Source organism: Bradyrhizobium betae (assembly GCF_050632175.1).
In the GTDB taxonomy this organism is placed as follows: domain Bacteria; phylum Pseudomonadota; class Alphaproteobacteria; order Rhizobiales; family Xanthobacteraceae; genus Bradyrhizobium; species Bradyrhizobium betae_B.
Genome location: NZ_CP192576.1, coordinates 3,669,658 through 3,691,949 on the forward strand (window position 1 = coordinate 3,669,658; position 22,292 = coordinate 3,691,949).

Annotated in this window: 20 protein-coding genes and 5 pseudogenes; 20 read left to right on the plus strand and 5 right to left on the minus strand. The window is 64.7% G+C overall.

What is annotated here, in order from left to right; all coding sequences use genetic code 11:
- Positions 1-142: 142 nt before the first annotated feature.
- From ACQ86E_RS17635 to ACQ86E_RS17660, 6 genes are all read left to right on the plus strand, one after another.
- Positions 143-949, plus strand: coding sequence for a response regulator (locus tag ACQ86E_RS17635; RefSeq protein ID WP_431201067.1), 807 nt, complete (start codon positions 143-145; stop codon positions 947-949).
- 136 nt (positions 950-1,085) lie between these two features.
- On the plus strand, positions 1,086-1,700 hold the full coding sequence (locus tag ACQ86E_RS17640) for a nuclear transport factor 2 family protein (RefSeq protein WP_431201068.1): 615 nt from the start codon (positions 1,086-1,088) through the stop codon (positions 1,698-1,700).
- 247 nt (positions 1,701-1,947) lie between these two features.
- Positions 1,948-2,352 (plus strand): hypothetical protein, encoded by a 405-nt coding sequence (locus ACQ86E_RS17645; RefSeq protein ID WP_431201069.1) that lies wholly within the window; start codon positions 1,948-1,950, stop codon positions 2,350-2,352.
- Between the two features lie 121 nt (positions 2,353-2,473).
- Positions 2,474-4,351: a molecular chaperone HtpG gene (htpG, locus tag ACQ86E_RS17650; protein WP_431201070.1), complete on the plus strand. Its 1,878-nt coding sequence runs from the start codon at positions 2,474-2,476 to the stop codon at positions 4,349-4,351.
- 150 nt (positions 4,352-4,501) lie between these two features.
- Positions 4,502-4,780 (plus strand): DUF3551 domain-containing protein, encoded by a 279-nt coding sequence (locus ACQ86E_RS17655; RefSeq protein WP_431201071.1) that lies wholly within the window; start codon positions 4,502-4,504, stop codon positions 4,778-4,780.
- A gap of 33 nt (positions 4,781-4,813) precedes the next feature.
- Positions 4,814-5,083 carry a DUF3551 domain-containing protein gene (locus tag ACQ86E_RS17660; RefSeq protein WP_431201072.1) on the plus strand — a complete coding sequence of 90 codons (270 nt, stop codon included), beginning with the start codon at positions 4,814-4,816 and terminating at the stop codon, positions 5,081-5,083.
- Between the two features lie 21 nt (positions 5,084-5,104).
- On the opposite strand, the gene ACQ86E_RS17665 is transcribed toward ACQ86E_RS17660, so the two are convergent.
- A complete protein-coding gene (locus tag ACQ86E_RS17665; RefSeq protein ID WP_431201073.1) occupies positions 5,105-6,085 on the minus strand; it encodes a Bug family tripartite tricarboxylate transporter substrate binding protein in 981 nt (326 codons plus the stop codon).
- A gap of 224 nt (positions 6,086-6,309) precedes the next feature.
- On the opposite strand from ACQ86E_RS17665, the gene ACQ86E_RS17670 reads away from it, so the two are divergent.
- From ACQ86E_RS17670 to ACQ86E_RS17690, 5 genes and pseudogenes are all read left to right on the plus strand, one after another.
- On the plus strand, positions 6,310-8,124 hold the full coding sequence (locus ACQ86E_RS17670; protein WP_431201074.1) for a long-chain-acyl-CoA synthetase: 1,815 nt from the start codon (positions 6,310-6,312) through the stop codon (positions 8,122-8,124).
- Between the two features lie 153 nt (positions 8,125-8,277).
- Positions 8,278-8,523 (plus strand): acyl carrier protein, encoded by a 246-nt coding sequence (locus ACQ86E_RS17675; protein WP_015688794.1) that lies wholly within the window; start codon positions 8,278-8,280, stop codon positions 8,521-8,523.
- Positions 8,510-9,892, plus strand: a complete 1,383-nt coding sequence (locus tag ACQ86E_RS17680; RefSeq protein ID WP_431201075.1) for a class I adenylate-forming enzyme family protein — start codon at positions 8,510-8,512, stop codon at positions 9,890-9,892. Before ACQ86E_RS17675 ends, ACQ86E_RS17680 begins: the two co-directional genes overlap by 14 nt.
- Positions 9,885-10,606: pseudogene (locus ACQ86E_RS17685) on the plus strand (SDR family NAD(P)-dependent oxidoreductase). Before ACQ86E_RS17680 ends, ACQ86E_RS17685 begins: the two are co-directional and overlap by 8 nt.
- Positions 10,607-10,733: 127 nt before the next feature.
- Entirely contained in the window at positions 10,734-10,943 is a 210-nt protein-coding gene (locus ACQ86E_RS17690; RefSeq protein WP_431201076.1) for a hypothetical protein, read from the plus strand.
- A 3-nt stretch (positions 10,944-10,946) separates the two neighbouring features.
- On the opposite strand, the pseudogene ACQ86E_RS17695 reads toward ACQ86E_RS17690, so the two are convergent.
- Positions 10,947-11,332 (minus strand): annotated as a pseudogene (locus ACQ86E_RS17695) (hypothetical protein).
- A 223-nt stretch (positions 11,333-11,555) separates the two neighbouring features.
- Between ACQ86E_RS17695 and ACQ86E_RS17700 the strand changes: the two are divergent.
- Positions 11,556-12,701, plus strand: a complete 1,146-nt coding sequence (locus ACQ86E_RS17700; protein ID WP_431201077.1) for a DUF3095 domain-containing protein — start codon at positions 11,556-11,558, stop codon at positions 12,699-12,701.
- A gap of 4 nt (positions 12,702-12,705) precedes the next feature.
- Here ACQ86E_RS17700 and ACQ86E_RS17705 read toward each other — a convergent pair whose 3' ends face one another.
- From ACQ86E_RS17705 to ACQ86E_RS17715, 3 genes are all read right to left on the minus strand, one after another.
- Entirely contained in the window at positions 12,706-13,140 is a 435-nt protein-coding gene (locus tag ACQ86E_RS17705; RefSeq protein WP_431201078.1) for a DUF2147 domain-containing protein, read from the minus strand.
- A gap of 96 nt (positions 13,141-13,236) precedes the next feature.
- A complete protein-coding gene (locus ACQ86E_RS17710; protein ID WP_431201079.1) occupies positions 13,237-14,622 on the minus strand; it encodes an MATE family efflux transporter in 1,386 nt (461 codons plus the stop codon).
- Between the two features lie 82 nt (positions 14,623-14,704).
- Positions 14,705-15,232, minus strand: a complete 528-nt coding sequence (locus tag ACQ86E_RS17715; protein WP_431201080.1) for a GNAT family N-acetyltransferase — start codon at positions 15,230-15,232, stop codon at positions 14,705-14,707.
- A gap of 232 nt (positions 15,233-15,464) precedes the next feature.
- On the opposite strand from ACQ86E_RS17715, the pseudogene ACQ86E_RS17720 reads away from it, so the two are divergent.
- The 8 genes and pseudogenes from ACQ86E_RS17720 (at position 15,465) to ACQ86E_RS17755 (ending at position 22,266) form a co-directional block, all read left to right on the plus strand.
- A pseudogene (locus ACQ86E_RS17720) lies at positions 15,465-16,060 on the plus strand (superoxide dismutase).
- A gap of 191 nt (positions 16,061-16,251) precedes the next feature.
- A pseudogene (locus ACQ86E_RS17725) lies at positions 16,252-16,862 on the plus strand (permease).
- Positions 16,859-17,359, plus strand: a complete 501-nt coding sequence (locus ACQ86E_RS17730) for a hypothetical protein (protein WP_212342110.1) — start codon at positions 16,859-16,861, stop codon at positions 17,357-17,359. Before ACQ86E_RS17725 ends, ACQ86E_RS17730 begins: the two are co-directional and overlap by 4 nt.
- Positions 17,360-17,654: 295 nt before the next feature.
- Positions 17,655-18,410, plus strand: coding sequence for a metal ABC transporter ATP-binding protein (locus tag ACQ86E_RS17735; protein WP_431201081.1), 756 nt, complete (start codon positions 17,655-17,657; stop codon positions 18,408-18,410).
- Positions 18,411-18,416: 6 nt separating this feature from the next.
- Positions 18,417-19,286: a metal ABC transporter permease gene (locus ACQ86E_RS17740; RefSeq protein WP_431201082.1), complete on the plus strand. Its 870-nt coding sequence runs from the start codon at positions 18,417-18,419 to the stop codon at positions 19,284-19,286.
- Between the two features lie 5 nt (positions 19,287-19,291).
- Positions 19,292-20,153, plus strand: a pseudogene (locus tag ACQ86E_RS17745) (metal ABC transporter solute-binding protein, Zn/Mn family).
- A 53-nt stretch (positions 20,154-20,206) separates the two neighbouring features.
- Positions 20,207-21,247 carry a CobW family GTP-binding protein gene (locus ACQ86E_RS17750; RefSeq protein ID WP_431201083.1) on the plus strand — a complete coding sequence of 347 codons (1,041 nt, stop codon included), beginning with the start codon at positions 20,207-20,209 and terminating at the stop codon, positions 21,245-21,247.
- Positions 21,247-22,266 carry a WD40 repeat domain-containing protein gene (locus ACQ86E_RS17755; protein ID WP_431206500.1) on the plus strand — a complete coding sequence of 340 codons (1,020 nt, stop codon included), beginning with the start codon at positions 21,247-21,249 and terminating at the stop codon, positions 22,264-22,266. Before ACQ86E_RS17750 ends, ACQ86E_RS17755 begins: the two co-directional genes overlap by 1 nt.
- Positions 22,267-22,292 lie beyond the last annotated feature (26 nt).

Below are 22,292 nucleotides of genomic sequence, written 5' to 3' on the forward strand. Positions count from 1 at the left end.
CGAGTTCAATTCCAGGTTCGACAAAAAGTTCCCCGATCAAGGGAACTTTTCTTATTCTGGGGCGTCATAAGCCCCAGTAGGGAACCCGGGCCTCCCCTCGCAGTTCCAGATTTCAAGGTTGGCCCGAATGAATGGAGTGGGGATGTCCCGTTCGCAGCTTGTTGCTGAACACTTGCCGTTGTTGCGCCGGTATGCGCGCGCCCTGACGGGCAGCCAGGCCTCCGGTGACGCCTATGTCGCAGCCATGTTGGAAGCCATGCTTGGGGATCCGTCAGTGCTCGACGAGAGCCACGGGCCGCGAGCCGGCCTGTTCCGGCTGTTCACCCAGATCTGGAATTCGGTGTCGGTCAATGACGACGCCGAAGTGGCGACGCTGCCGATGCCGCCGGAGCGCCGGCTCTCGAACATCACGCCGCTGCCGCGGCAGGCGTTCCTGTTGCTCTCGCTCGAGGGATTTTCGGAAGAGGAAGTCGGCTACGTGCTCGGCACCGACGTCGCCGAGACCCGGCGGCTTGCCGACGCCGCGGGACGCGAGATGGCGGCCGAGATCGCCACCGACGTGCTGATCATCGAGGACGAGACGTTCATCGCCATGGACCTCGAGAGCCTGGTGAAGAACCTCGGCCACAATGTCGTCGGCGTCGCGCGCACCCATGCCGACGCGGTGGCGCTGGCCAAGAACAAGCGTCCGGGTCTGATCCTGGCCGATATCCAGCTCGCCGACGGCTCTTCCGGCCTCGACGCCGTCAACGAGCTGCTGAAGACGTTCGAGGTGCCGGTGGTGTTCATCACCGCCTATCCCGAGCGCTTCCTGACCGGCGAGCGACCGGAGCCGGCGTTCCTGATCTCAAAGCCGTTCCAGCCCGCGATGGTGTCGGCTGTGGCGAGCCAGGCCCTGTTCTTCCAGCGCAACTCGCGCAACCGCGCGCCCAAGGCGCCGGCGGCGTAAACAAGGCATTATTTGGCGAATGAGCCGATCCGGCGTGCTGCAAGGCACGCCGGATTTTTCTTGTCCGCTGGCCGCGCTTGACGGCCATCGAATTCGCCGCTCATACCTCGTGCATCGCCCAATCGGAGATGTGCCCATGGACCAAGCGCTGCTCGACCGCCTCGCGATCCGCGACCTCGTCGAAAACTGGGCGGTGTGGCGCGACGCCGGCGACTGGGAACGCTTTGCGACCGTCTGGCACGATGAGGGCTGGATGTCCGCCACCTGGTTTCAGGGGCCGGCGCGGGATTTCATGCGTGTCAGCCAGGAGGGGTTTGCCAAGGGGGTGCGTATCCTGCATTTCCTCGGTGGCACCAGCATCGACCTCGCCGGTGAGCGGGCCATCGCCCAAACCAAGATGACGATCTCGCAACGTGCCCCGGTGCATGACGTGGTTTGCGACGTCGTCTGCACCGGCCGCTTCTATGATTTCCTGGAGAAGCGGCATGACCAATCAGGTATTGGCCATTGGGGCATCGTCCGCCGCCAGCCGATCTACGAGAAGGACCGGATCGACCCGGTCGATCCCGCCGCGACTCTGCGCCTCGACCAGAATGCGCTCGCCGCGCTGCCTGAAGGCTACCGCCACCTCGCCTACATGCAGGAGTTGATCGGCTACAAGGTCAAGCGCGACATGCCGGGCCTGACCGGGCCGGAGGTCGAGAAGCTCTATGGCGAAGGGCGGGAGTGGCTGGCGGGGAAAGCAAAGTAGACGCCAGACAAAAGTAAGGCGCGACTGGCATCACCACAGTCGCGCCCTACGTCGCCGGCTTATGGGGCAGGGGGAATAGCCGGCTGTTGAGACGACTCGCAGCCCACGGAGTCGTTCCAGGTGGTTGCAAGATTTTTCATGGCCCTGAGATTTTTCGCACACGGTTAAGTGATCTTAACGGCTGAGAACTTGCGGTCGTCTCCTTGCGTTGTTCCCGCGATCGCCATGGGGCGAGGGATCGACAGCCATGTCACAGATTTACAAAGCATTTTTCGGTGCCGCCGCGATCACCTTCGCGCTTGGCGCCGCGCAGCTGGCCTCCGGCCATGATCTGGCCGACCACTGGCAGTCCCTGACCGACAAGGCCGACAAGCCCGGCCACAACGTCAATCGATCCGGCAAGTCCGACCGGCTCGCCGATCTCAAGCAGGGAGTTCCATCCCGCACCGTGTCGATGCGGCTGAACGATCTCCCCGATACGTCGGTGCTGCTGCGGGTCCCGGCGGTGATCGAAACCGGCAATGCCAAGTCGCCGGCGCTATTGAAGGATCAGAAGCTGGGCCGCAACAAGCCAACCATCGCCTGCGAGCCGATGGTCAGCTCCCTGACCGAAGTGGCAAAACTGCTGCAGCCGGGCCGCTGCGTGACCTGATCCGCGGCGTCCGTGGAAAAATCGCCCTCCGGTCGAGGGCGATCGTTCACGTCCACTTGATCCCCAATCCCCTCGCGTTATATCCCGGGTTTATTCCCCTTTTGATCGACCGGGTAAACGCATGACGACGTCCGATACCGCTGCGCATACGCAGCCATTCCAGGCCGAGGTTTCCGAGCTGCTGCACCTCATGGTGCACTCGGTCTATTCCGAAACCGATATTTTCCTGCGGGAGCTGGTCTCCAACGCCTCGGATGCCTGCGACAAGCTGCGCTACGAGGCCATCGCCAATCCGGCCCTGCTCGGCGAGGGCGACGCCCTCAAGATCCGCATCATTCCGAACAAGACGGCTGGAACGCTCACGATCGCCGACAACGGTATCGGTATGGAGCGGCAGGAGCTGATCGACCATCTGGGCACCATCGCGCGCTCCGGCACCAAGGCCTTCGTCTCGAAGCTGAAGGAGGCCAAGGAAGGCCTCGGCCTGATCGGCCAGTTCGGCGTCGGCTTCTATTCCGCCTTCATGGTCGCCGAGAAGATCGTGGTCGTCAGCCGCCGCGCCGGCGAAAGCGACGTCTGGACCTGGACGTCATCCGGCGGCTCCGGCTTCGAGATCGCACGGGCCAGCGAGGAGGACGCGGCGCGCGTGGCGCGCGGCACCGAGATCGTCCTGCACTTGAAGGACGACGCGAAGAAGTATCTCGAGGCCTACGAGATCGAACGCATCATCAGTGCCTATTCCGACAACATTCTCTTCCCGATCGAACTGGTGCCGGAAGAGGGCGAACCACGCCAGATCAATTCGGCGAGCGCGTTGTGGCAGCGCTCGAAATCCGAGTTGTCTCCGGAGGACTACAAAAAGGCCTATCAGCAGATCGCCTCCGCCTTCGACGATCCCGCAATGACGCTGCACTATCGCGCGGAGGGCCGTTACTCCTACGCAGTGCTGCTGTTTGCGCCGTCGACCAAGCCGTTCGACCTGTTCGAGCCCTCGCGCAAGGGGCGCGTCAAGCTCTATGTCCGCCGCGTCTTCATCACCGACGATGCCGATCTGCTACCGGGGTACTTGCGCTTCATCCGCGGCGTCGTCGACAGCGAGGACCTGCCGCTCAACATCTCGCGCGAGATGCTGCAGAACAATCCGCAACTCGCGCAGATCCGCAAAGCCGTGGCGACGCGTGTCGTGTCCGAGCTGGAAAGCCTCGCCGACAAGGACTCGGAGAATTTTACCAGGATATGGGACGCTTTTGGCGCGGTGCTGAAGGAAGGTATCTACGAGGATTTCGAACGCCGCGAAAAGCTGCTCGCGCTGTCGCGCTTCACCACCACCACGGGCGAGAAGCGCTCGCTGAAAGACGTCATCGCCGGGTTCAAGCCGAACCAGACCGAGATCTACTACCTCGTCGGCGACAGCATCGAGCGGCTGAAGTCCAATCCGCGGCTGGAGGCTGCGACCGCGCGCGGCATCGAGGTGCTGCTGCTGTCCGATCCCGTCGACGCCTTCTGGACTTCGATGCCGACGGAATTCGACGGCAAGCCGATGAAGTCGCTGAGCCAGGGCGATCTCAATCTCGACCTGATCCCGCGCACCGACGAGACGGAGGAGGCGAAGAAGGACGAGCCGGCGGCGGATGAGGCCGCCACCATCGCGGTGATCAAGGCCGCGCTCGGCGAGCGCGTGACCGACGTCAAGGCCTCAACGCGCCTCACCAGTTCGGCTTCCTGCCTCGTCGCCGACAGCCAGGGTCCGAGCCGCGAGCTCGAGCGCATCCTGTCGCAGCAGAACCGTGGCATGCGCACCAGGCCGATCCTCGAGATCAATCTGCGCCACCCGCTGGTCACGGCGATCACCAGGGCGCAGGCCGGCTCAAGGGACGTCGACGATCTCAGCCTGCTCCTGCTCGAACAGGCGCAGATCCTGGACGGCGAGCTGCCGGAAGATCCCGCCGCGTTTGCCTCACGGTTGAACCGGCTGGTCCTGCAGGGTCTCGGCGGATAACGCCAATTCATCGTTTCAGTGCGGTGCATCACGCACCGCACTCACCTTGCCGTCATATGGTTCCAGGAACAGTCGCCTCCGGCGTGGTGTTGTGCCATAGCAGGCGGTCGGCACCAGCTCCGCCGACGCCATCGATTCGAGGATGTTTCAATGCGCTTGCCGATCCTGACCCTCACCGCGATTGCCACGCTGTTCGTTGCGGCAGACGCCAGCGCCCAGACCTACGATCCGCGCTATCCGGTGTGCATGCACGTCTACACGCCCGGTGGCTGGGGCGGGGGCGGCGACTATTACGACTGCTCCTTCACCTCGATCCCGCAGTGCCGCGCCACGGCGTCGGGCCGCTCCGCCAGTTGCGACGTCAATCCCTATTACGCCTTCAACGAACCGCCGCCGCCCCCGCGCCGTCGTCACAAGAAAGAGCACTAGCGGTCGGCGATGCGGCGTCTCGGGATGTTTTTCATGCGTTGTTCCTTCAGCCTGGCCATGATCGCCGGTGTATTGCTCGCGGCTGCACCGTCGCATGCGCAGACCTTTGACCCCCGCTTTCCCGTCTGCATGCACGTCTATTCCGGGTCGAGCGGCGGCGGCGGCGAGTGGTACGACTGCTCCTTCACCTCGCTGCCGCAGTGCCGCGCCACGGCCGCAGGCCGCGCCGCGACCTGCGATCTCAATCCGTATTATCCGGTGAACGTGCCGCCGCCGCGCCAGCACCACAGGAGAAGCGGCTAGCGCCGGGCCACCGTCCGCAAGCTATTCCTTCCTGATGCCCGACAGCTCCACCACCTTGCGCCAGCGGTCGGTCTCCGCCGTCAGCATGCTGCCGAACTCGCCAGCATTGCCATGCAGCGGGATCGCGCCGAGTTCGGCGATGCGGGCCTTGATCCCGGCGTCGGACAGCGCAGTGTCGATCTCGCGATTGAGCAAGTCGACGATCTCGCGCGGCGTGTCGTGCGGCGCGCCGACGCCGTAGAATGAGCTCGTCTCGTAACCGGGTAGCGTCTCCGCGATCGGCGGCACGTCTGGCAGAATCTCCGAGCGGTCGTGCGTGGTCACGCCGAGTGCGCGGAGCTTGCCGGCGCGAACCAGCTCGAAGGACGAGGTGACGTTGTCGAACATGCCCTGGATCTGGCCGCTCACGACGTCGGTCAATCCCGGCGCCGAGCCGCGATAGGGTACGTGGGTGAACTGCACGCCGGCCATCGACTTGAACAGCTCGCCCGAGAGATGGAGCGAGGTGCCGATGCCGGAGGAGGCGATCGACATCTTGCCGGGATTGGCTTTGGCGTAGGCGACGAAATCGGCGACGGTTTTTACCGGCAGGTCATTGTTGACGACCAGCACCAGCGGAATCCGTGCGACACCGGCAACCGGCGCGATGCCCTTGGCGAAATCATACGGCAGCGCCGGATCGAACGAGGCGTTGATGGCATTGGCGGTCGAGGTCAGCAGCAGCGTGTAACCGTCGGGCGCGGACGTGATCACCGCTTGTGTCCCGATGTTGCTGCCGGCGCCAGGCTTGTTCTCGACCACGAAGGTCTGGCCGAGCCGGTCGGACAAGCGCTGGCACAGCAGCCGCGACAGCACGTCGGTCGCGCCGCCCGCCGCATAAGGCACCACCCACTTCACGCTGCGCGAGGGATAGGAAGGATTGCCGATCGCAAATGCGCGCGGCGCGGCGAAAGCCGCTGCGGCAAAAGCCGCGGTCTGAAGGAAATGGCGTTTGGTGATCATCCGCGTCTCCGCCCCCGCTGCACCGCTCGTACTGGGAATGGAGCGTGAGCGCAGCATTCGGCCTCGTCATCGCAAGAATCGCGGCAGACCGCACGCTGATCCCGTCGGCTTGGTAAAGGGTGACTGGAGTTAATCGTGCACTAACCGGCTTTTACCTTGTCTCTTAACACCTGGGCAGGGCGCGCGGACTAGACTACCGCAATCAGCAGTCACGTTCCGAAAGAATGAACGACATGACCACCGGCGTCATCGAGCAACCGAAAGCCGCGCGCGTTCCCTCGGCATCGAAGATCTGGCTGACGGCGATCGAGCTTACTGCGCGCATCGAAACGCTGCCGGGCCGCTTGTTCGCCGACGTCGTCGACGATTGGGCGCGGCGCCAGCCCGATCGCGTTGCGCTGGTCAAGGACGACGCAAGCCTTGACTATGACGGGCTCGCCAAACGCATCAACCGTTACGCGCGCTGGGCGCGCTCGGTCGGTGTAGCCAAGGGCGACACTGTCGGCCTGATCATGCCGAACGGCATCGACTATGTCGCCGCCTGGCTCGGCATCAGCCGGGTTGGCGGCGTGGTCGCGTTGCTCAACACGAAGCTGGTGGGAAAGTCGCTTGCGCATTGCATCGACGTTGCGGCGCCCCTGCATATCATCGTCGCACATGATCTGGTGGAGACGCTGCAGAGCGCGAAGCCGGATCTGAAGACCGAAGCAAAGATCTGGACCCATGGCGATGCCCGCAGCGAGCGGGCCATCGACGTTGCGCTCGCAGCGCTCGACGATGCTCCGCTGTCACCGGACGAGCATGGCGACGTCACGATCAACGACCGCGCCCTGCTGATCTATACGTCTGGAACCACCGGCCTGCCGAAAGCGGCCAGCATCAGCCATCGTCGCATTCTCAACTGGGGGTTCTGGTTCGCCGGCCTCACCGGAGCCACGCCGCAGGACCGGCTCTATGATTGCCTGCCGCTGTTCCACTCGGTCGGCGGGATCGTCGCGCCGTGCAGCATGCTGGCCGCCGGCGGCGCGGTGGTGATTGCAGAGAAATTCTCGGTCTCGAACTTCTGGCCGGATATCGTGCGGCATGACTGTACTCTGTTCCAGTACATCGGCGAGCTCTGCCGTTATCTGCTGAAGGCGCCGCCGTCGGAATACGAGAACCGGCATCGTCTGCGTCTCGTCTGTGGAAACGGCCTGCGCGGCGACATCTGGGAGGATTTCCAGACCCGTTTCGCCATTCCGCGCATCCTCGAATTCTACGCCGCAACCGAGGGCAATTTCTCGCTGTTCAACGTCGAGGGCCAGCCCGGGGCGATCGGCCGCATCCCGCCGCTGCTCGCGCATCGTTTTCCGGCGAGCCTCGTCAAGCTCGATCCCGACAGCGGCGCGCCGCTGCGCAATGAAGATGGCCTCTGCATCGCCTGCACCCGCGGCGAGGCGGGTGAAGCCGTTGGCCGCATCGGCTCCGCGGACCAGGGTGGTGGCCGCTTCGAGGGCTACACCGATGCGGGCGAGACAGAGAAGAAAATCCTGCGTCACGTCTTCGCCAAGGGCGATGCCTGGTTTCGCACCGGCGATCTGATGCGGATCGACGACAAGGGCTTCTTCCATTTCGTCGATCGCATCGGCGACACGTTCCGCTGGAAGGGTGAAAATGTCGCGACGTCCGAGGTCAACGACGCGGTGCGCGACTTCGCCGGCGTGATCGACGCCACCACCTATGGTGTCAGCATTCCCGGCACCGACGGCCGCGCCGGCATGAGCGCGATCGTGGTGAATGAAGGGTTCGATATCGCGGCGTTGCCTGTGCATCTTGCGCAGCGCCTTCCGGCCTATGCCCGTCCCGTCTTCGTCCGCCTTTCGCGCGAACTCGATGCGACCGAGACGTTCAAGCAGAAAAAGGCTGATCTCGCGCGCGAGGGATTTGATCCCGATGCGATCCCCGATCCGCTGTTCATGCTCGATCCGAAATCCGGCGCCTATGTCGCGCTGACGTCCGAGGCTTATGCTCAGGTCGTCGATGGCGCGATCCGGTTGTAGCCCCACGCGCAAAATCCGCAGATAGGTCCAATTTTATCCGAATTGTCCAAGAAGCCATTTACTTCTGTCCGGTAAACAGACGGGCATAGGGAGGCGGTCATCAAGAGCCGCCACAAGAGATACGACCATTAACAAAGCAAAAGTGAGCCAGCCATGTCGGTAAGGTCCAAGGTCATCGAGGCGATCCAGCAGATCGCCAAAGAGCAGCATGTCACGCTTCCCGCCCTCTCGGACGATCTGTCCCTGCATGAGACCGGGTTCGACTCGCTCGCCTTCGCCATCCTGGTGGCGCGCCTCGAGGACGAAACCGGCGTCGACCCTTTCACCATTTCCGAGGACGCAGCGTTCCCCGCCACCGTGGGCGATTTCGTGCGGGCCTACGAAAATGTCCCCGCGTGAGATCTTTGCGCTTCGCGACCATCTTGGCGCGGAACTGACGGGCCGCACGCTGTCGGACGCGCACGATTGCGTGTCGCTGACGGACATCCTCTCGCAGACGGTCCTGGGCGGTCGCCTGCGCGAGCTGTCCGGCCGCGCGGTGCTGCTCAAGCTGTCCGACCAGCTCCGTTCCGGGCTTGCCATGATCGAGCTCGACGGCATCGCTCGCCGTATGCTGCTCTGCCCGCCCGATCTCAATCTGGCGCATCTCGACGCGCTGATCGCCGATGCAGGAATCGATGCCGTCGTCACCGACGAGCCCGATCGCTGGGCCGCGTCCGGCGTGCCGCTGATCGTCACTGCGCAATTGCCGCTTCAAGCCACCGCGCCGGCCAGGAGCGAGCGTGCCACCGAATGGCTGATGCTGACGTCGGGCACGTCGGGCGTGCCGAAAATCGTCGGCCATACGCTGGACGCGCTCACCGGCGCGATCGTCGCCGAAGGGCCCGCGCGTGGACCTGCGCCGGTGTGGGCGACGTTCTACGACATCCGCCGCTATGGCGGCCTGCAGATATTCCTCCGCGCTGTTCTGTCCGGCGGCTCGATGGTGCTGTCCGACCCGCATGAAGCGCTCGCCGATCATGTCGCGCGGTTGAACGCGCGCGGCGTCTCGCACATCTCCGGAACCCCCTCGCACTGGCGAAAGCTTCTGATGAGCGGGTCGGCCGCGCACTTCAGGCCGGGCTATGTTCGCCTCTCCGGCGAAATCGCCGACCAGGCGGTGCTCGACGGCCTGAAGGCCGCATTCCCCAATTCCTCCGTCGGCCATGCTTATGCCTCGACCGAGGCCGGCGTCGGCTTCGCGGTCAATGACGGGCTGGAGGGCTTTCCAGCGAATTATCTCGGCAACCGCAATGGCGTGGAGATGAAGGTCGTCGACGGCTCGCTGCGCATCCGCTCGACGCGCACGGCGCACGCCTACATCGGCCGGAACGCCGCCGCGCTCACCGATGGTGACGGGTTCGTCGACAGCGGCGACATCGTCGAATTGCGCGGCGATCGCTATTATTTCGTCGGCCGCCGCGGCGGTATCATCAATATCGGTGGATTGAAGGTCCACCCCGAGGAGATCGAGGCGGTGATCAATCGCCATCCCGATGTGCGGATGTCACGGGCGAAATCACGGCGCAGCCCGATCACCGGCGGCATCGTCGTCGCCGACGTGATCCTTGCCGACGGCACCGAGCCGGCGCGGGCGAAGGACATCCGTGACCAGATCCTCGATCAGTGTCGCGCGCAGCTCGCCTCGCACAAGGTGCCGGCGGTGATCCGCTTCGTCGAGACGCTCGACGTCACTCCGGCCGGCAAACTGGCGCGCACCGATGCATAACGTTCTCGTCACCGGCGGCAGCCGCGGTATCGGGCTGGCAATCGGCAAGCGCCTCGTCGGTGCCGGCTACAATGTCATCGCGGCGGCGCGGCGCGAGAGCGACGAGCTCAAGGCCGCGATCGCCGAATCCGAGGGGCGGCTGCATTTCCGGGCCTGCGACCTTACGGTGATCGATGCGATCCCGGATTCGCAAAACTCGTGCGCGACGAGTTCGGCGCGATCTACGGCCTCATCAACAATGCGGGCCTCGGCACCGAAGGCCTGCTCGCCACCATGCACAATTCCGAGATCGAGGCGCTGGTGCAGCTCAACGTACTGTCGCCGATCATCCTCACGAAATACGTCGCGCGGCAGATGATGGCCGATAGTGCCGGCCGCATCATCAACATCTCGTCGATCATCGCGACCACCGGCTACAATGGCCTGTCCGTCTACGGCGCGACCAAGGCTGCCGCGACCGGCTTCACCCGCTCGCTCGCGCGCGAGGTTGGCAAGCTCGGCATCACCGTGAATGCGATCGCGCCGGGCTTCATCGACACCGAGCTGACACACAATCTGTCCGACGAGAGCCGCAAGCGCATCGCCGGCCGCAGCGCGCTACGCCGCCTGCCGGAGACCGACGACGTCGCACGCATGGTGGAATATCTGCTCGGCGAAGGCGGCCGCAACGTGACCGGTACGGTGTTCACGATCGATGCGGGGAATACGGCCTAATTGGAACTTGCGCCGCCACAATTGCGTTGATCGGGCGCAATGACATCAAGCCGGATTTGGTCGTAAGATATCCTGCAATCGATTGGGTTACGTCAATCGATCTGCCCTAATTGAGAGGGAGCAGTGCATGGCCACGCAACACATGACCGCTTCAAATGAACGCCGGACAGAGCAGGCTCGCACCAAGCCCAACGATGTTCGTTGCCCGCCGATGGCGCATCAGAACTCCGGCAGTCACGGCCATGAGATGTATCCGCAGCAATTCGTGCGCCTGGTCGGTTGTCATGACGCTTCCGTCGAGGCCTTGCGCAAGCGCGAGGACGAGAGGCTGCACTAAGGCTCACGTCCGCTGCTTTGGCAGGTCGATCCGTTCGTGCAGGAATTCCGGCGGGCCCTCGGTAAGGCGGCGGATGCGGCGTTCGCGCTCGTCCGTGGGCAATGCCGGATCGAGCAGGCCCTCGATTTCGTGCACCGCAATCTCCTCGATCCGGGTGGCCTCCGATGCGATGGGATGTGCCGATGCGGGGGAGCAGGCGAAATCTTCAGGCCCAGCTCGACCAGCTTGCAGATCGCTTCCGAGCGCGACAGCTGATGGGCTTCAGCCCAGCCATCGATCGCCGCGGTCAGTCCTTCGGGCATCTTCACCGCGCTGATCGGCTCATGCCCCGTGCGCCGGCGGAGCGGAGCTGTAGAGCCCTTGTTGCCAAAGTCGGGCACTTCGATCATCCCGCGCAACCCCTGGAGATCGTTCAACTCTAGTGGCTCCCGCGGCCGGCTCTTTGACGTCGATCAATGACAGGCTGCGGCATTGCGGCGCGCTGCGATCTTGTTGTCCGGGCCCGTTTCGGCCAATGATGACACGGCGGCCGGCGAACCCGGATCGATTCTGCCACGTATCTTGTTTCTCGCATCGATCTGGACGTGCTTTCCAACCATCCGGCATCACCCGATGACTTCAGGCGAATCCTTCTACGGCGGCATTCCCGTCTTCCGCGGCTTCACCAGCCTGATGGACCCCGCGCTCTATGCTCCGCTGCCGGACGACTGGAGCATCGGCGTGGCGGACATCGTCGATTCCACCAAGGCGATTGCGGCGCAGCGCTACAAGGCGGTCAACATGGCCGGCGCGGCCGTGATCGCGGCGGTGACCAATGCGCTGGAGGGGCGGGAATTCCCCTTCGTGTTCGGCGGCGACGGCGCGAGCTTCGCTGTCGCGCCTTCCGATATCGAGCCGGCCCGCGAGGCACTTGCCGCAACCGCGACCTGGGTGCGGGAGGATCTCGACCTGAAGATGCGGGTCGCGATGGTGCCGGTGGGAGCGATCCGCGCGCACGGCCTCGACGTGCGCGTCGCGCGCTTCGGTCCGTCGGCCAATTTGTCCTATGCGATGTTCTCCGGCGGCGGCCTCGCCTGGGCCGATGCCGCGATGAAGCGCGGCGAGTTCGCGGTCAACGAAGCGCCCGCCGGCACGCAGCCCGATCTCTCCGGCCTGTCCTGCCGCTTCGAGGTGATCCCGGCCGCGCGCGGCCTGATCCTGTCCGTGCTGGTGATGCCGGCGCGCGGCGCGGACCCTGCGGCCTTCCGCAAGGTGATCGAGGACATCATCCATCTGGTCGAGCGCAGCCCGGATGGCGGCCGCCCGGTGCCGGCGCTGGGGCCGCCGTTGAAATGGCCCCCGCAAGGGCTAGACTTCGAGGCCCGCACCAAGCGCGGCGGTTCGCTGCTCGCGCGTCGCGCCAGCGTGCTGGCCTACACGCTGTTCGTCTACCTGATCATGCGTTTCGACCTCAACGTCGGGGGCTTCGTGCCAAACGTCTACAAGCGCCAGGTGGTCGAGAATTCAGACTTCCGCAAATATGACGACGGCCTGCGCATGATCCTCGACTGCACGCCGCAGCTCGAGCGCGCGCTGAGCGACCGCCTTGCGGCGGCCGCGCGCGACGGCATCGTGCATTACGGACTCTACCAGCAGGACGCTGCGATGATGACCTGCTTCACGCCCTCGGTGCTGCGCAGCGACCACGTCCATTTCATCGACGGCGCGCGGGGCGGCTACGCCTCGGCCGCGACGGCGCTGAAGGCGATGATGGCTTGAGCTGTCAGCGTCCCGCGCGCGTCCAGGTCTCGCCGCCGCAGAGCGCGCCGACGCAGCCTTCGACCCGCAGTGCATCCGCCGATGTCACGCTGACGCTGCTCGCATAGGTGCTGCCGTCGTCCGCATTGTAGATCTGGCCGGACCATTTGTTCGGCCCCACAGGCTGCATGCCGCTGAACAGCGGCAAGCCGATCATCGGGCGCTTGGCGAGCGCGGGATTGGGATTCTTGCTGTCGGTGGCGAGCTGGCCGGTCGCGGTATCGTGGGGCTCGCGCAGCCAGACGATGTGGCCGCAGATGCCGCCGCCGCATTTGCTGACCTTGACGCGGGCATCGCCCGCCTGCGTCAGCCAGATCCCGTCAGCGCTCTGCGCATGGGCGGCCGTCGCGCCGAGCAGCGCGGCCAGAATGGCGGAGAAGATAGCGAATCTGCGGAGCATGGAGAGAGCCTCGAAAAATGGAGGCGCCTCCATAGCAGTCCGGCAGGATAGTGCAACGCTGGATGGAATCACATTGCCGCGCTTATTTGCCTGCGCTCATTTGCCCCAGCGTGCGAAGGCGACTGAAGCCGCGGTCGAGAGCCCGAACACGACCATGGCGCCGCCGACCAGCGCGAATAAGGTCCAGGCCGGCGCCTGCGCCGTCATGAGGCCGACGCCGCCGATCGCGACGATCAGGAGGCGCGCGGTGGATGCGAGCACGGGCCCGCCGACGCGCGCTGCGCCCTGCGACGAGAAATACAGCGACACGCCCATGCCGAAGAACACGAAGGCCGGCCCGGCCCAGTGGAAATAGCTGTGCGCGGCGGCGGCGACCCCCGGATCGTTCGTGAAGAGCGAGACCCATAACGCGGGATCGAGCGCGATCACGAGTCCGATCAGGCCGACAGTGAGCCCGGAGGCCGCGGCCGCGGTCCAGGCCACGCGCCGCGCGCGTTTGATCTGGCCCGCGCCCATCGCCATGCCGACCATCGGCACCGAGGCGATGCCGAAGGCGAAGGTGATCGGGATCAGCAGGAATTCCAGCCGCGAGCCGATGCCGTAGCCGGCCAGCGTCTCGATGCCGAAGGTCGCCAGGATCTTGGTGAAGATCAGGATGGTCAGCACGGTCTGCAGCGGCGACAGGCAGGCGACCGCGCCAACCTTGAGAATGTCCAGGAACATCGCGCGCTCGAAGTGGAAGGCGCGGACGTTGAGCGATAGCCGGCTGCGGCCGGACAGGAGATACCAGAGGAAGAAGACCGCGGCGCAACTGAACGCGATCAACTGGCCGGCGGCGACACCAGGCATGCCGAATTGCGGCACGCCGAACAGACCGAGCCCGAGCGTGCCGCCGAGCGCGATCTGGAGCGTGCTCGCCCCGATCAGGGTCATCGAGGGCAGTCGCATGTCGCCCGTGCCGCGGATCACCGAGGCCAGCGTGTTGACGAGCCAGATCGCGATCGCGCCGGAGAACAGCACCTGCGAATAGCCGCTGGCTTCCTCGAGCACGCGCTCGCGGCCGCCGAGCAGCGTGAAGAACGAGCGGCCGAAGACGAGCATCGTCACCGTGAAGAACAGGCCGCCGCAGAGGCCGATGATCGCGGCATGCAGCGCCAGCGTCGCGGCGCGGTCGCGGTCTCCGGCCCCGAGTGCCCGGCTGATCGCAGACGAGACCCCACCGCCCATCGCACCCGCGCTCATCATCTGCGTCAGCATCGCGAATGGGAACACCAGCGCGATGGCGGCCAGCGGGATGGTGCCGAGGCGGCCGATATAGGAGGTCTCGGCGATCGCGACCAACGTGCTGCCGACCATGGCGACCATGTTGGGGATCGCCAGCCGCAGCAGCGTCGGCAGGATCGGCGCCGTCAGAAGGCTGGCGATAGGGGAGGCGACCGGTGCGCGCGGCGGGACGGTGTCTGCGGAGGCGTCGATCGTCATGTTCACCGCGCGGAATATTAGATGATGATCGACATACTACAGGGCGTGGCGTGTCCATACCAGCCCTCCGGTCACGCAGGGCTCACCACGGCAGGCCGCATAGGTCGATGGTGCCCAGCGTCGGCGCGCGAACGATGTTGAAGACGTAGGGCGCCATATGGTCGAAGCGGATTCGCCCCTCCGGCTGCTCGCAATAGACCTCACCCTTGAAGGGCAGCCAGCTCCGGGTCTCGTAGAACGTAAAATTGTGTGGTTCGCAGAACAGCAGTGCGAAGCGCACCGCCTCGTTGGCCCGCATGGTATGCACCGCCGCGTCGATCGCCACGGTCGCATAGCCGCGACCGCGCTGGTCCTCGCGGGTGCAAACACCGCCGATGCCGCCGATATGGACCTTTTGCCCGTTCCAGGTGACGGTGCGGAAGTAGATGCCGACATGGCAGACGAGGCCGTTCTCGGGCGTCTCGATCAGCACGCGCAGATCGGCATTGGCCCATTTGATGTGAACCCACGGCTTGTCCGCAATCTCTTGCGGGCCCCAGACCGCCTGATGCAGAGGCTCGGCGATCCGCCACGAGGCGTCGCCGTTCAGAATGTCGATCTCGATACTCATTGTTCTGTCTTTCGCATCTGCGCGTGGTGCGTCCCTTCTGTCATAAGCGCCTCAAAGGCAATGATATTTTCCGGCCCCTCTTAAAGCGCCCCAAATACTTGCGCCGATTTTATGCAATCCGGCCCAGCCGCCGCATCACGTGTTTTCGCAAATTCGCGGTATTTAACGGCAGCGGAACCTTCTATAAGAGTCCCCGTTAAGCTAGTTCCCCATCAGTCGCGGACAACATCCCATGACCTTTACGCTGCCCCCCTCCCTTACGCCTATGACGCCCTCGGCCAGTTCATGTCGAAGGAGACGCTGGAATTCCACCACGACAAGCATCATCAGGCCTACGTCACCAACGGCAACAACGCGCTCAAGGGGACCGAATGGGAAGGCAAGTCCCTTGAGGAGATCGTCAAGGGCTCGTTCGGCAAGAACCCGGCCGTGTTCAACAACGCCGGCCAGCACTATAACCACATCCACTTCTGGAGCTGGATGAAGCCCAATGGCGGCGGCACCAAGCTGCCGGGCAAGCTCGAGAAGAAGATCAACGAAGACCTCGGTGGCTTCGAGAAGTTCAAGACTGACTTCCAGGCGGCCGGCGTCGGCCAGTTCGGCTCCGGCTGGGCCTGGCTCCAGGTCAAGAACGGGAAGCTCGAAATAGCCAAGACCCCGAACGGCGAGAATCCGCTGGTGCACGGCGCCACTCCGATCCTCGGCGTGGACGTCTGGGAGCACTCCTACTACATCGACTATCGCAATCGCCGTCCCGACTATCTCAAGGCATTCGTCGAGAACCTCGTGAACTGGGAATACGTCGAGTCCCTGTTCGACAAGGCGTAAGTTTACGCGTCATTCCGGGCTTGCCCGGATGAGCGGAAAAGGCGGTCGCATGCGCGGCCGCCTTTTTGCTGTGCGGAATTCGCCGCATGAGTCCTGCACAATCCGCGTATAGGCCTGTGATCGTTCCGTTTGCATCGCCTGGGCGCCAGCCTTAATCAGGATGGGCATCACACCCGGTCGACTCTCTCCCATTGTCAGAATCTTCCCCGAAAAATCCGGCGCCTGCCGAGGACGCGGAGTCCGAGCCGCGGCCAGGGCGGGTGCGCAAGCCGATCGGCTGGTCGACAATCATCATTGCGGCGCTGGTGGCGGTGAGCGCAGCTCTGGTCTGGCGGCGTGACGGCACTGATGGTGTCCTCGATATTCTGACCCACGACCTCTCGCTGTTCGGCGGAATCCTGCCACGCGTGCTGGCCGGCTGCCTGCTCGGCGCGTTCATCTCGGAAATCCTGCCACACGAAAAGTCTCGCGCTCGCTCGGGCCGAAGTCCGGGTTGAAGGGCCTTCTGATCGGCACCGCGTTCGGCGCGATCCTGCCCGGCGGGCCCTTCACCGCCTATCCGGTGGCGAGCGCGCTGCTGGCGGTCGGCGCCGATTTCGGCGCCACCATCGCCATGGTCGTGAGCTGGACCCTGATCGGCTATGGCCGGGCGGTGGCCTGGGAAATCCCGATCATGGGCACCGATTTCACGCTGTGGCGGATCGTCATCTCGCTGCCGCTGCCGGTGCTCGCCGGCGCGCTCGGCCGCTTCGTCTATGTCCGGCTCTATCCGAAGCGCGCCAGCGACGAGGATGCGGCATGAGCGCTGCGCTCCTGATCGACATTCTGCTGTGGGGCTCGGTGTTAGGCGTAGGCCTGATCGCATTTCGCCGCGGCCCTCCGGTGTTCAAGGCCTCGCTGCGCGAAGGCTCGATGGACTTCATCAACATCGTGCCCCGGATCGCGCTCGGCGTGATCGGCTCCGGCTATATCGCCGCCATCATCCCCCAGGAGGTGATCACCGGCTGGCTCGGGCCGGACAGCGGTTGGCTGGGTGTCGCAACCGCGGTGGTCGCCGGCGCCGCTACGCCCGGCGGGCCGGTGATCGGATTCTCCATCGGCACGGTGGCGTTGAAATCCGGCGGCGGGGTCCCCCAGGTGGTCGCCTATGTCGTGGCCTGGGCCCTGTTCGCTTTCCAGCGGGTGATTTTGTGGGAAATCCCGTTCATGCCGGCCCGGTTCGTCTGGTTTCGCTGCGCCGTGTCGGTGCCGTTCCCGTTTGTGGCGGCTGCCATCGCAATGGTGATCGGGAAGCCCTGAGCCAACCGTGGACAGGGGTAATGTTATATTATAACGTCCTTTGCATGGTTCCCGCCACCTCCCACGTCCATCCTCGCGACCATGCTCATGGCCATTCCCAGGGCCATTCCCATGACCACGGGCATTCGCACGGGCACGACCACAGCCACGCCCATGTTCACGATGCGGCCTCGCCGCATCCGGCCCAAGCTGCGCCATGGTCGATCCTGCGCATGACCGTGGCCGGGCGCCTTTCGGCTGCGCTGGCCGTCTGTGCCGTGCTCTGGGGCGTGGTCTTGCTGGCGATGAGGTGACCATGGCGGCGGTGCATTTCCACAACGTCACGCTCGGCTACGACCGGCATCCGGCCGTGCATCATCTCAACGGCGAGGTCGCTTCCGGCGCGCTGGTCGCCGTGATCGGTCCGAACGGGGCCGGCAAGTCGACGCTGCTGCGCGGTATCGTTGGCATCCTCCGGCCGCTCGACGGCAGCATCCATCTCGGCGGGCTCGACTCCCGCGACATCGCCTATCTGCCGCAGAGCGCGGACATCGACCGCAGCTTTCCTATCTCCGTGTTCGATTTCGTTTCGACCGGGCTGTGGCGGGCGACCGGCCTGTTCGGCGGCATCGGCAAGGCCGCGCGTGACAAGATCCTGCACGCGATCGCTTCCGTCGGCCTCAATGGCTTCGAGAACCGTCCCCTCGGCACGCTCTCGGGCGGGCAGATGCAGCGCGTGCTGTTCGCGCGCGTGCTGCTCCAGGACGCGCGGCTGATCGTGCTCGACGAGCCTTTCAACGCCATCGACAGCAAGACCACGACCGACCTGCTCGCGCTGGTTCGGCATTGGCACGGCGAAGGCCGCACGGTGCTCGCCGCCCTGCACGACATGGAGATGGTGCGCAACCATTTCAGCGAGACGCTGGTGCTGGCGCGCGGCCCCGTGGCCTGGGGGCCGACGGCTGAAGTGCTGACGCCGGAAAACCTGCTGGTCGCGATGCAGATGTGCGAGGCGTTCGACGACAGCGCAGCCGCCTGCGCGGCCGACGATGCCCGCTCGCGGGCGGCTTGATCTCCGATGGTCTATGACGCGCTGATCGGTCCCTTCGCCGAATTCGAGTTCATGCGGCGGGCGCTGGCCGCCGTCATCGCGCTGTCGCTCGCCGGCGCGCCGATCGGCGTATTCCTGATGCTGCGGCGGATGAGCCTCGTCGGCGACGCCATGGCGCATGCGATCCTGCCCGGCGCGGCCGTCGGCTTCCTGCTCTCCGGGCTCAATCTGTTCGCGATGACGGCCGGCGGCCTGATCGCCGGCTTTGCGGTCGCGATCCTCGCCGGCGTGGTCGCGCGCTCCACGGGGCTGAAGGAGGACGCGTCGCTTGCGACCTTCTATCTGGCCTCGCTGGCGCTCGGCGTGACCATCGTGTCGATCAAAGGCACCAATATCGACCTGTTGCACGTGCTGTTCGGCAACATCCTCGCCATGGACGACCAGACCCTGCTGGTGGTGGCCTTCAATGCCACCGTGACGCTGCTGGTGCTCGCGGTGATCTACCGTCCGCTCGTGATCGAGAGCGTGGATCCTCTGTTCCTGCGCACCGTGAGCCGCGCCGGCGGCCCTGCGCATCTCGCCTTCCTCGCGCTCGTCGTGATCAATCTCGTCAACGGCTTTCAGGCGCTCGGCACGTTGCTGGCGGTCGGCCTGATGATCCTGCCGGCCGGCATCGCGCGATTCTGGTCGCGCGATCTCACCATGATGATCTGCATCGCGGTGGTCGCTGCTGCAATCTCAGGCTATGCCGGTCTCGTGCTGTCATTCCAGACCCGCGTGCCCTCGGGCCCTGCGATCATTCTGGTCGCGACGGTGCTCTATATCGTCTCAGTCCTGTTCGGACGCGTCGGCGGCATCGTCCGCCAACTGTTTCCCGGCCGGCATCTGGAGGCCTGATAGCGATGCGCTTCCTCGTGCTCCTCGCCTTGCTGCTGGTCGCATCGCCGCTGCGCGCCGCGGAACGGCTCAACGTCGTCGCCAGCTTCTCAATCCTCGGCGATTTCGTCCGCACCGTTGGCGGAGACCGGGTCAACGTGACGACTCTGGTCGGCCCCGACAGCGACGTTCATGTCTACACGCCCGCGCCAAGCGATGCGAAACGGATCGCCGACGCCAAGCTCGTCATCGTCAATGGGCTTGGCCTTGAGGGCTGGCTGCCGCGGCTGGTGCAATCCTCCGGAGCCAAGGCGCAGGTGGTGACCGCGAGCGCCGGGATCACCCCCTGAAGCTCGGCTCGGCCGCGGATCCCCATGCTTGGCAGTCCGTCCCCAACGCTAAAGTTTACGTCACCGACATCGCCAATGCGCTGGTCGCAGCCGATCCCGACGATGCGGATTTCTTCCGCGCCCAAGCCAAGGCCTATCTGGAAAAGCTCGACGTGCTCGATCGTGAGGTCCGCGAGGCCGTGGCCAAAATCCCGCCGGAGCGCCGCAAGGTGATCTCCACCCACGACGCCTTCGGCTATTTCGCCGCCGAATACGGCGTCCAGTTCATCGCCCCCTGGGCGTTTCCACCGAAACAGAGCCCAGCGCGCGGGACATCGCGGCTATCATCGGCCAGATCAAGGCGGCTAGGATCCCGGCGGTATTTCTGGAAAACATCAGCGACGACCGGCTGATCCGGCGGATTGCGGCCGAGACCGGGGCAAAGGTCGGCGGGACCCTGATTTCGGACGGTTTGACGGGTGAAAAGGGGCTTGCACCCACTTACATTGATATGGTCAGGCACAATATAAAGGCCCTGACCAGCGCGCTTGACCACTAGGGCAGGGGCCACCCCGCCTTGCGTCGCGCGGAAGCCCTACGTCCGGAGTTGTTATGTCTGAAGCGTCCCCAAAAATTCCCGTGACCGTCTTGACCGGCTATCTCGGTGCCGGCAAGACCACGCTGCTCAACCGCATCCTGTCGGAAAACCACGGCAAGAAATACGCCGTCATCGTCAACGAATTCGGCGAGATCGGCATCGACAACGACCTCATCATCGGCGCCGATGAGGAAGTGTTCGAAATGAACAACGGCTGCATCTGCTGCACCGTGCGCGGCGACCTCGTGCGCATCATGGACGGCCTGATGAAGCGCAAGGGCAAGTTCGACGCGATCATCGTCGAGACCACGGGGCTCGCCGATCCGGCGCCGGTCGCCCAGACTTTCTTCGTCGACGAGGACGTGCAGAAGAACGCGCGCCTCGATGCGGTCGTCACGGTCGCGGACGCCAAATGGCTGTCCGACCGGCTCAAGGACGCGCCCGAAGCCAAGAACCAGATCGCCTTTGCCGACGTCATCGTGCTGAACAAGACCGATCTCGTCACCAAGCCGGAGCTGGCCGAGGTCGAGGCCCGCATCCGCGCCATCAACCCCTATGCCAAGCTGCATCGCACCGAGCGCTGCTCGGTGGCGCTGGCCGACGTGCTCGACCGCGGCGCGTTCGATCTCGATCGCATTCTGGAGATCGAGCCGGATTTCCTCGAGGCCGACGATCATGACCACGATCACGATCATCACGGCCACGACCATCATCACCACCATGACCACGGCCACGGCCTGAAGCACTATCACGACGAGGACATGCAGTCGCTGTCGCTCAAGACCGACAAGCCGCTCGATCCGAACGTGTTCATGCCCTGGCTGCAGAACCTGGTGCAGGTCGAGGGCGGCAAGATCCTGCGCTCCAAGGGCATTTTGTCCTTCCACGACGACGACGACCGCTACGTCTTTCAGGGCGTCCACATGATGCTGGAGGGCGACCATCAGCGGAAGTGGAAGGACGGCGAGCCGCGCCAGAGCCGCCTCGTCTTCATCGGCCGCGAACTGCCGGAAGAGACCATCCGCAAGGGTTTTGAGAGCTGCATCGTCTCGTGATGAAAGAGTTTACGCCGGATCCCGATTCCGCCTCGATCGTTTCCGTCACCGACCGCGTCAAGCCTGTGACGCTCGGTATGGGCGTCACGTCAGCACATTTCCTTGGGCCTCGCGCCGCCTTCGTCGGCGCCGAGGAGAACGTCGCATTCGTCGACGATCAGGGAGAGATCACCACGGTCGCCGTCCACAGCGGCGGCATTCTCTCCGCCGCCTCCGACGGCAAGCGCCTGATCATGGGCGGCGACGACGGCAAGGTCGTGTCGCTCGATGCCAAGGGTGAGGTGACGTTGCTTGCGACCGATCCAAAGCGGCGCTGGATCGACGCGGTCGCGCTGCATCCCGACGGAGCCTATGCCTGGTCGGCCGGGAAGTTCGCTTTCGTGAAGAGCGGCAAGAACGAAGAGAAGTCGCTCGAGGTGCCCTCCACCGTCGGCGGCCTTGCGTTCGCGCCCAAGGGATTGCGGCTCGCGATCGCCCATTACAACGGCGCGACGCTGTGGTTTCCCAACATGGCGGACTCGGCTGAATTCCTGCCCTGGGCCGGCTCGCATCTCGGCGTCACCTTCAGCCCCGACAACAAATTTCTGGTCACCACGATGCACGAGTCGGCGCTGCACGGCTGGCGGCTCGCCGACAACAGGCACATGCGGATGACCGGCTATCCCGGCCGCGTCCGTTCGATGTCGTGGAGCGCGGGCGGCAAGGGGCTCGCGACCTCGGGTGCCGACACCGTCATCGTCTGGCCGTTCGCCAGCAAGGACGGCCCGATGGGCAAGGAGCCCGCGATGCTCGCGCCGCTGCAGGCGCGCGTGTCCGTGGTCGCCTGCCATCCGAAGAACGACATCTTCGCCGCCGGCTACAGCGACGGCACCGTGCTGATGGTGCGTCTGGAAGACGGCGCGGAGATCCTGGTCCGCCGCAACGGCACCCCGCCGGTCGCCGCGCTGGCGTGGAATGCCAAGGGCACGCTGCTGGCCTTCGCCGACGAAAATGGGGATGGCGGCCTGCTGGAGCTTTAATCTGTCATCGTTCTGACCGTATAGGG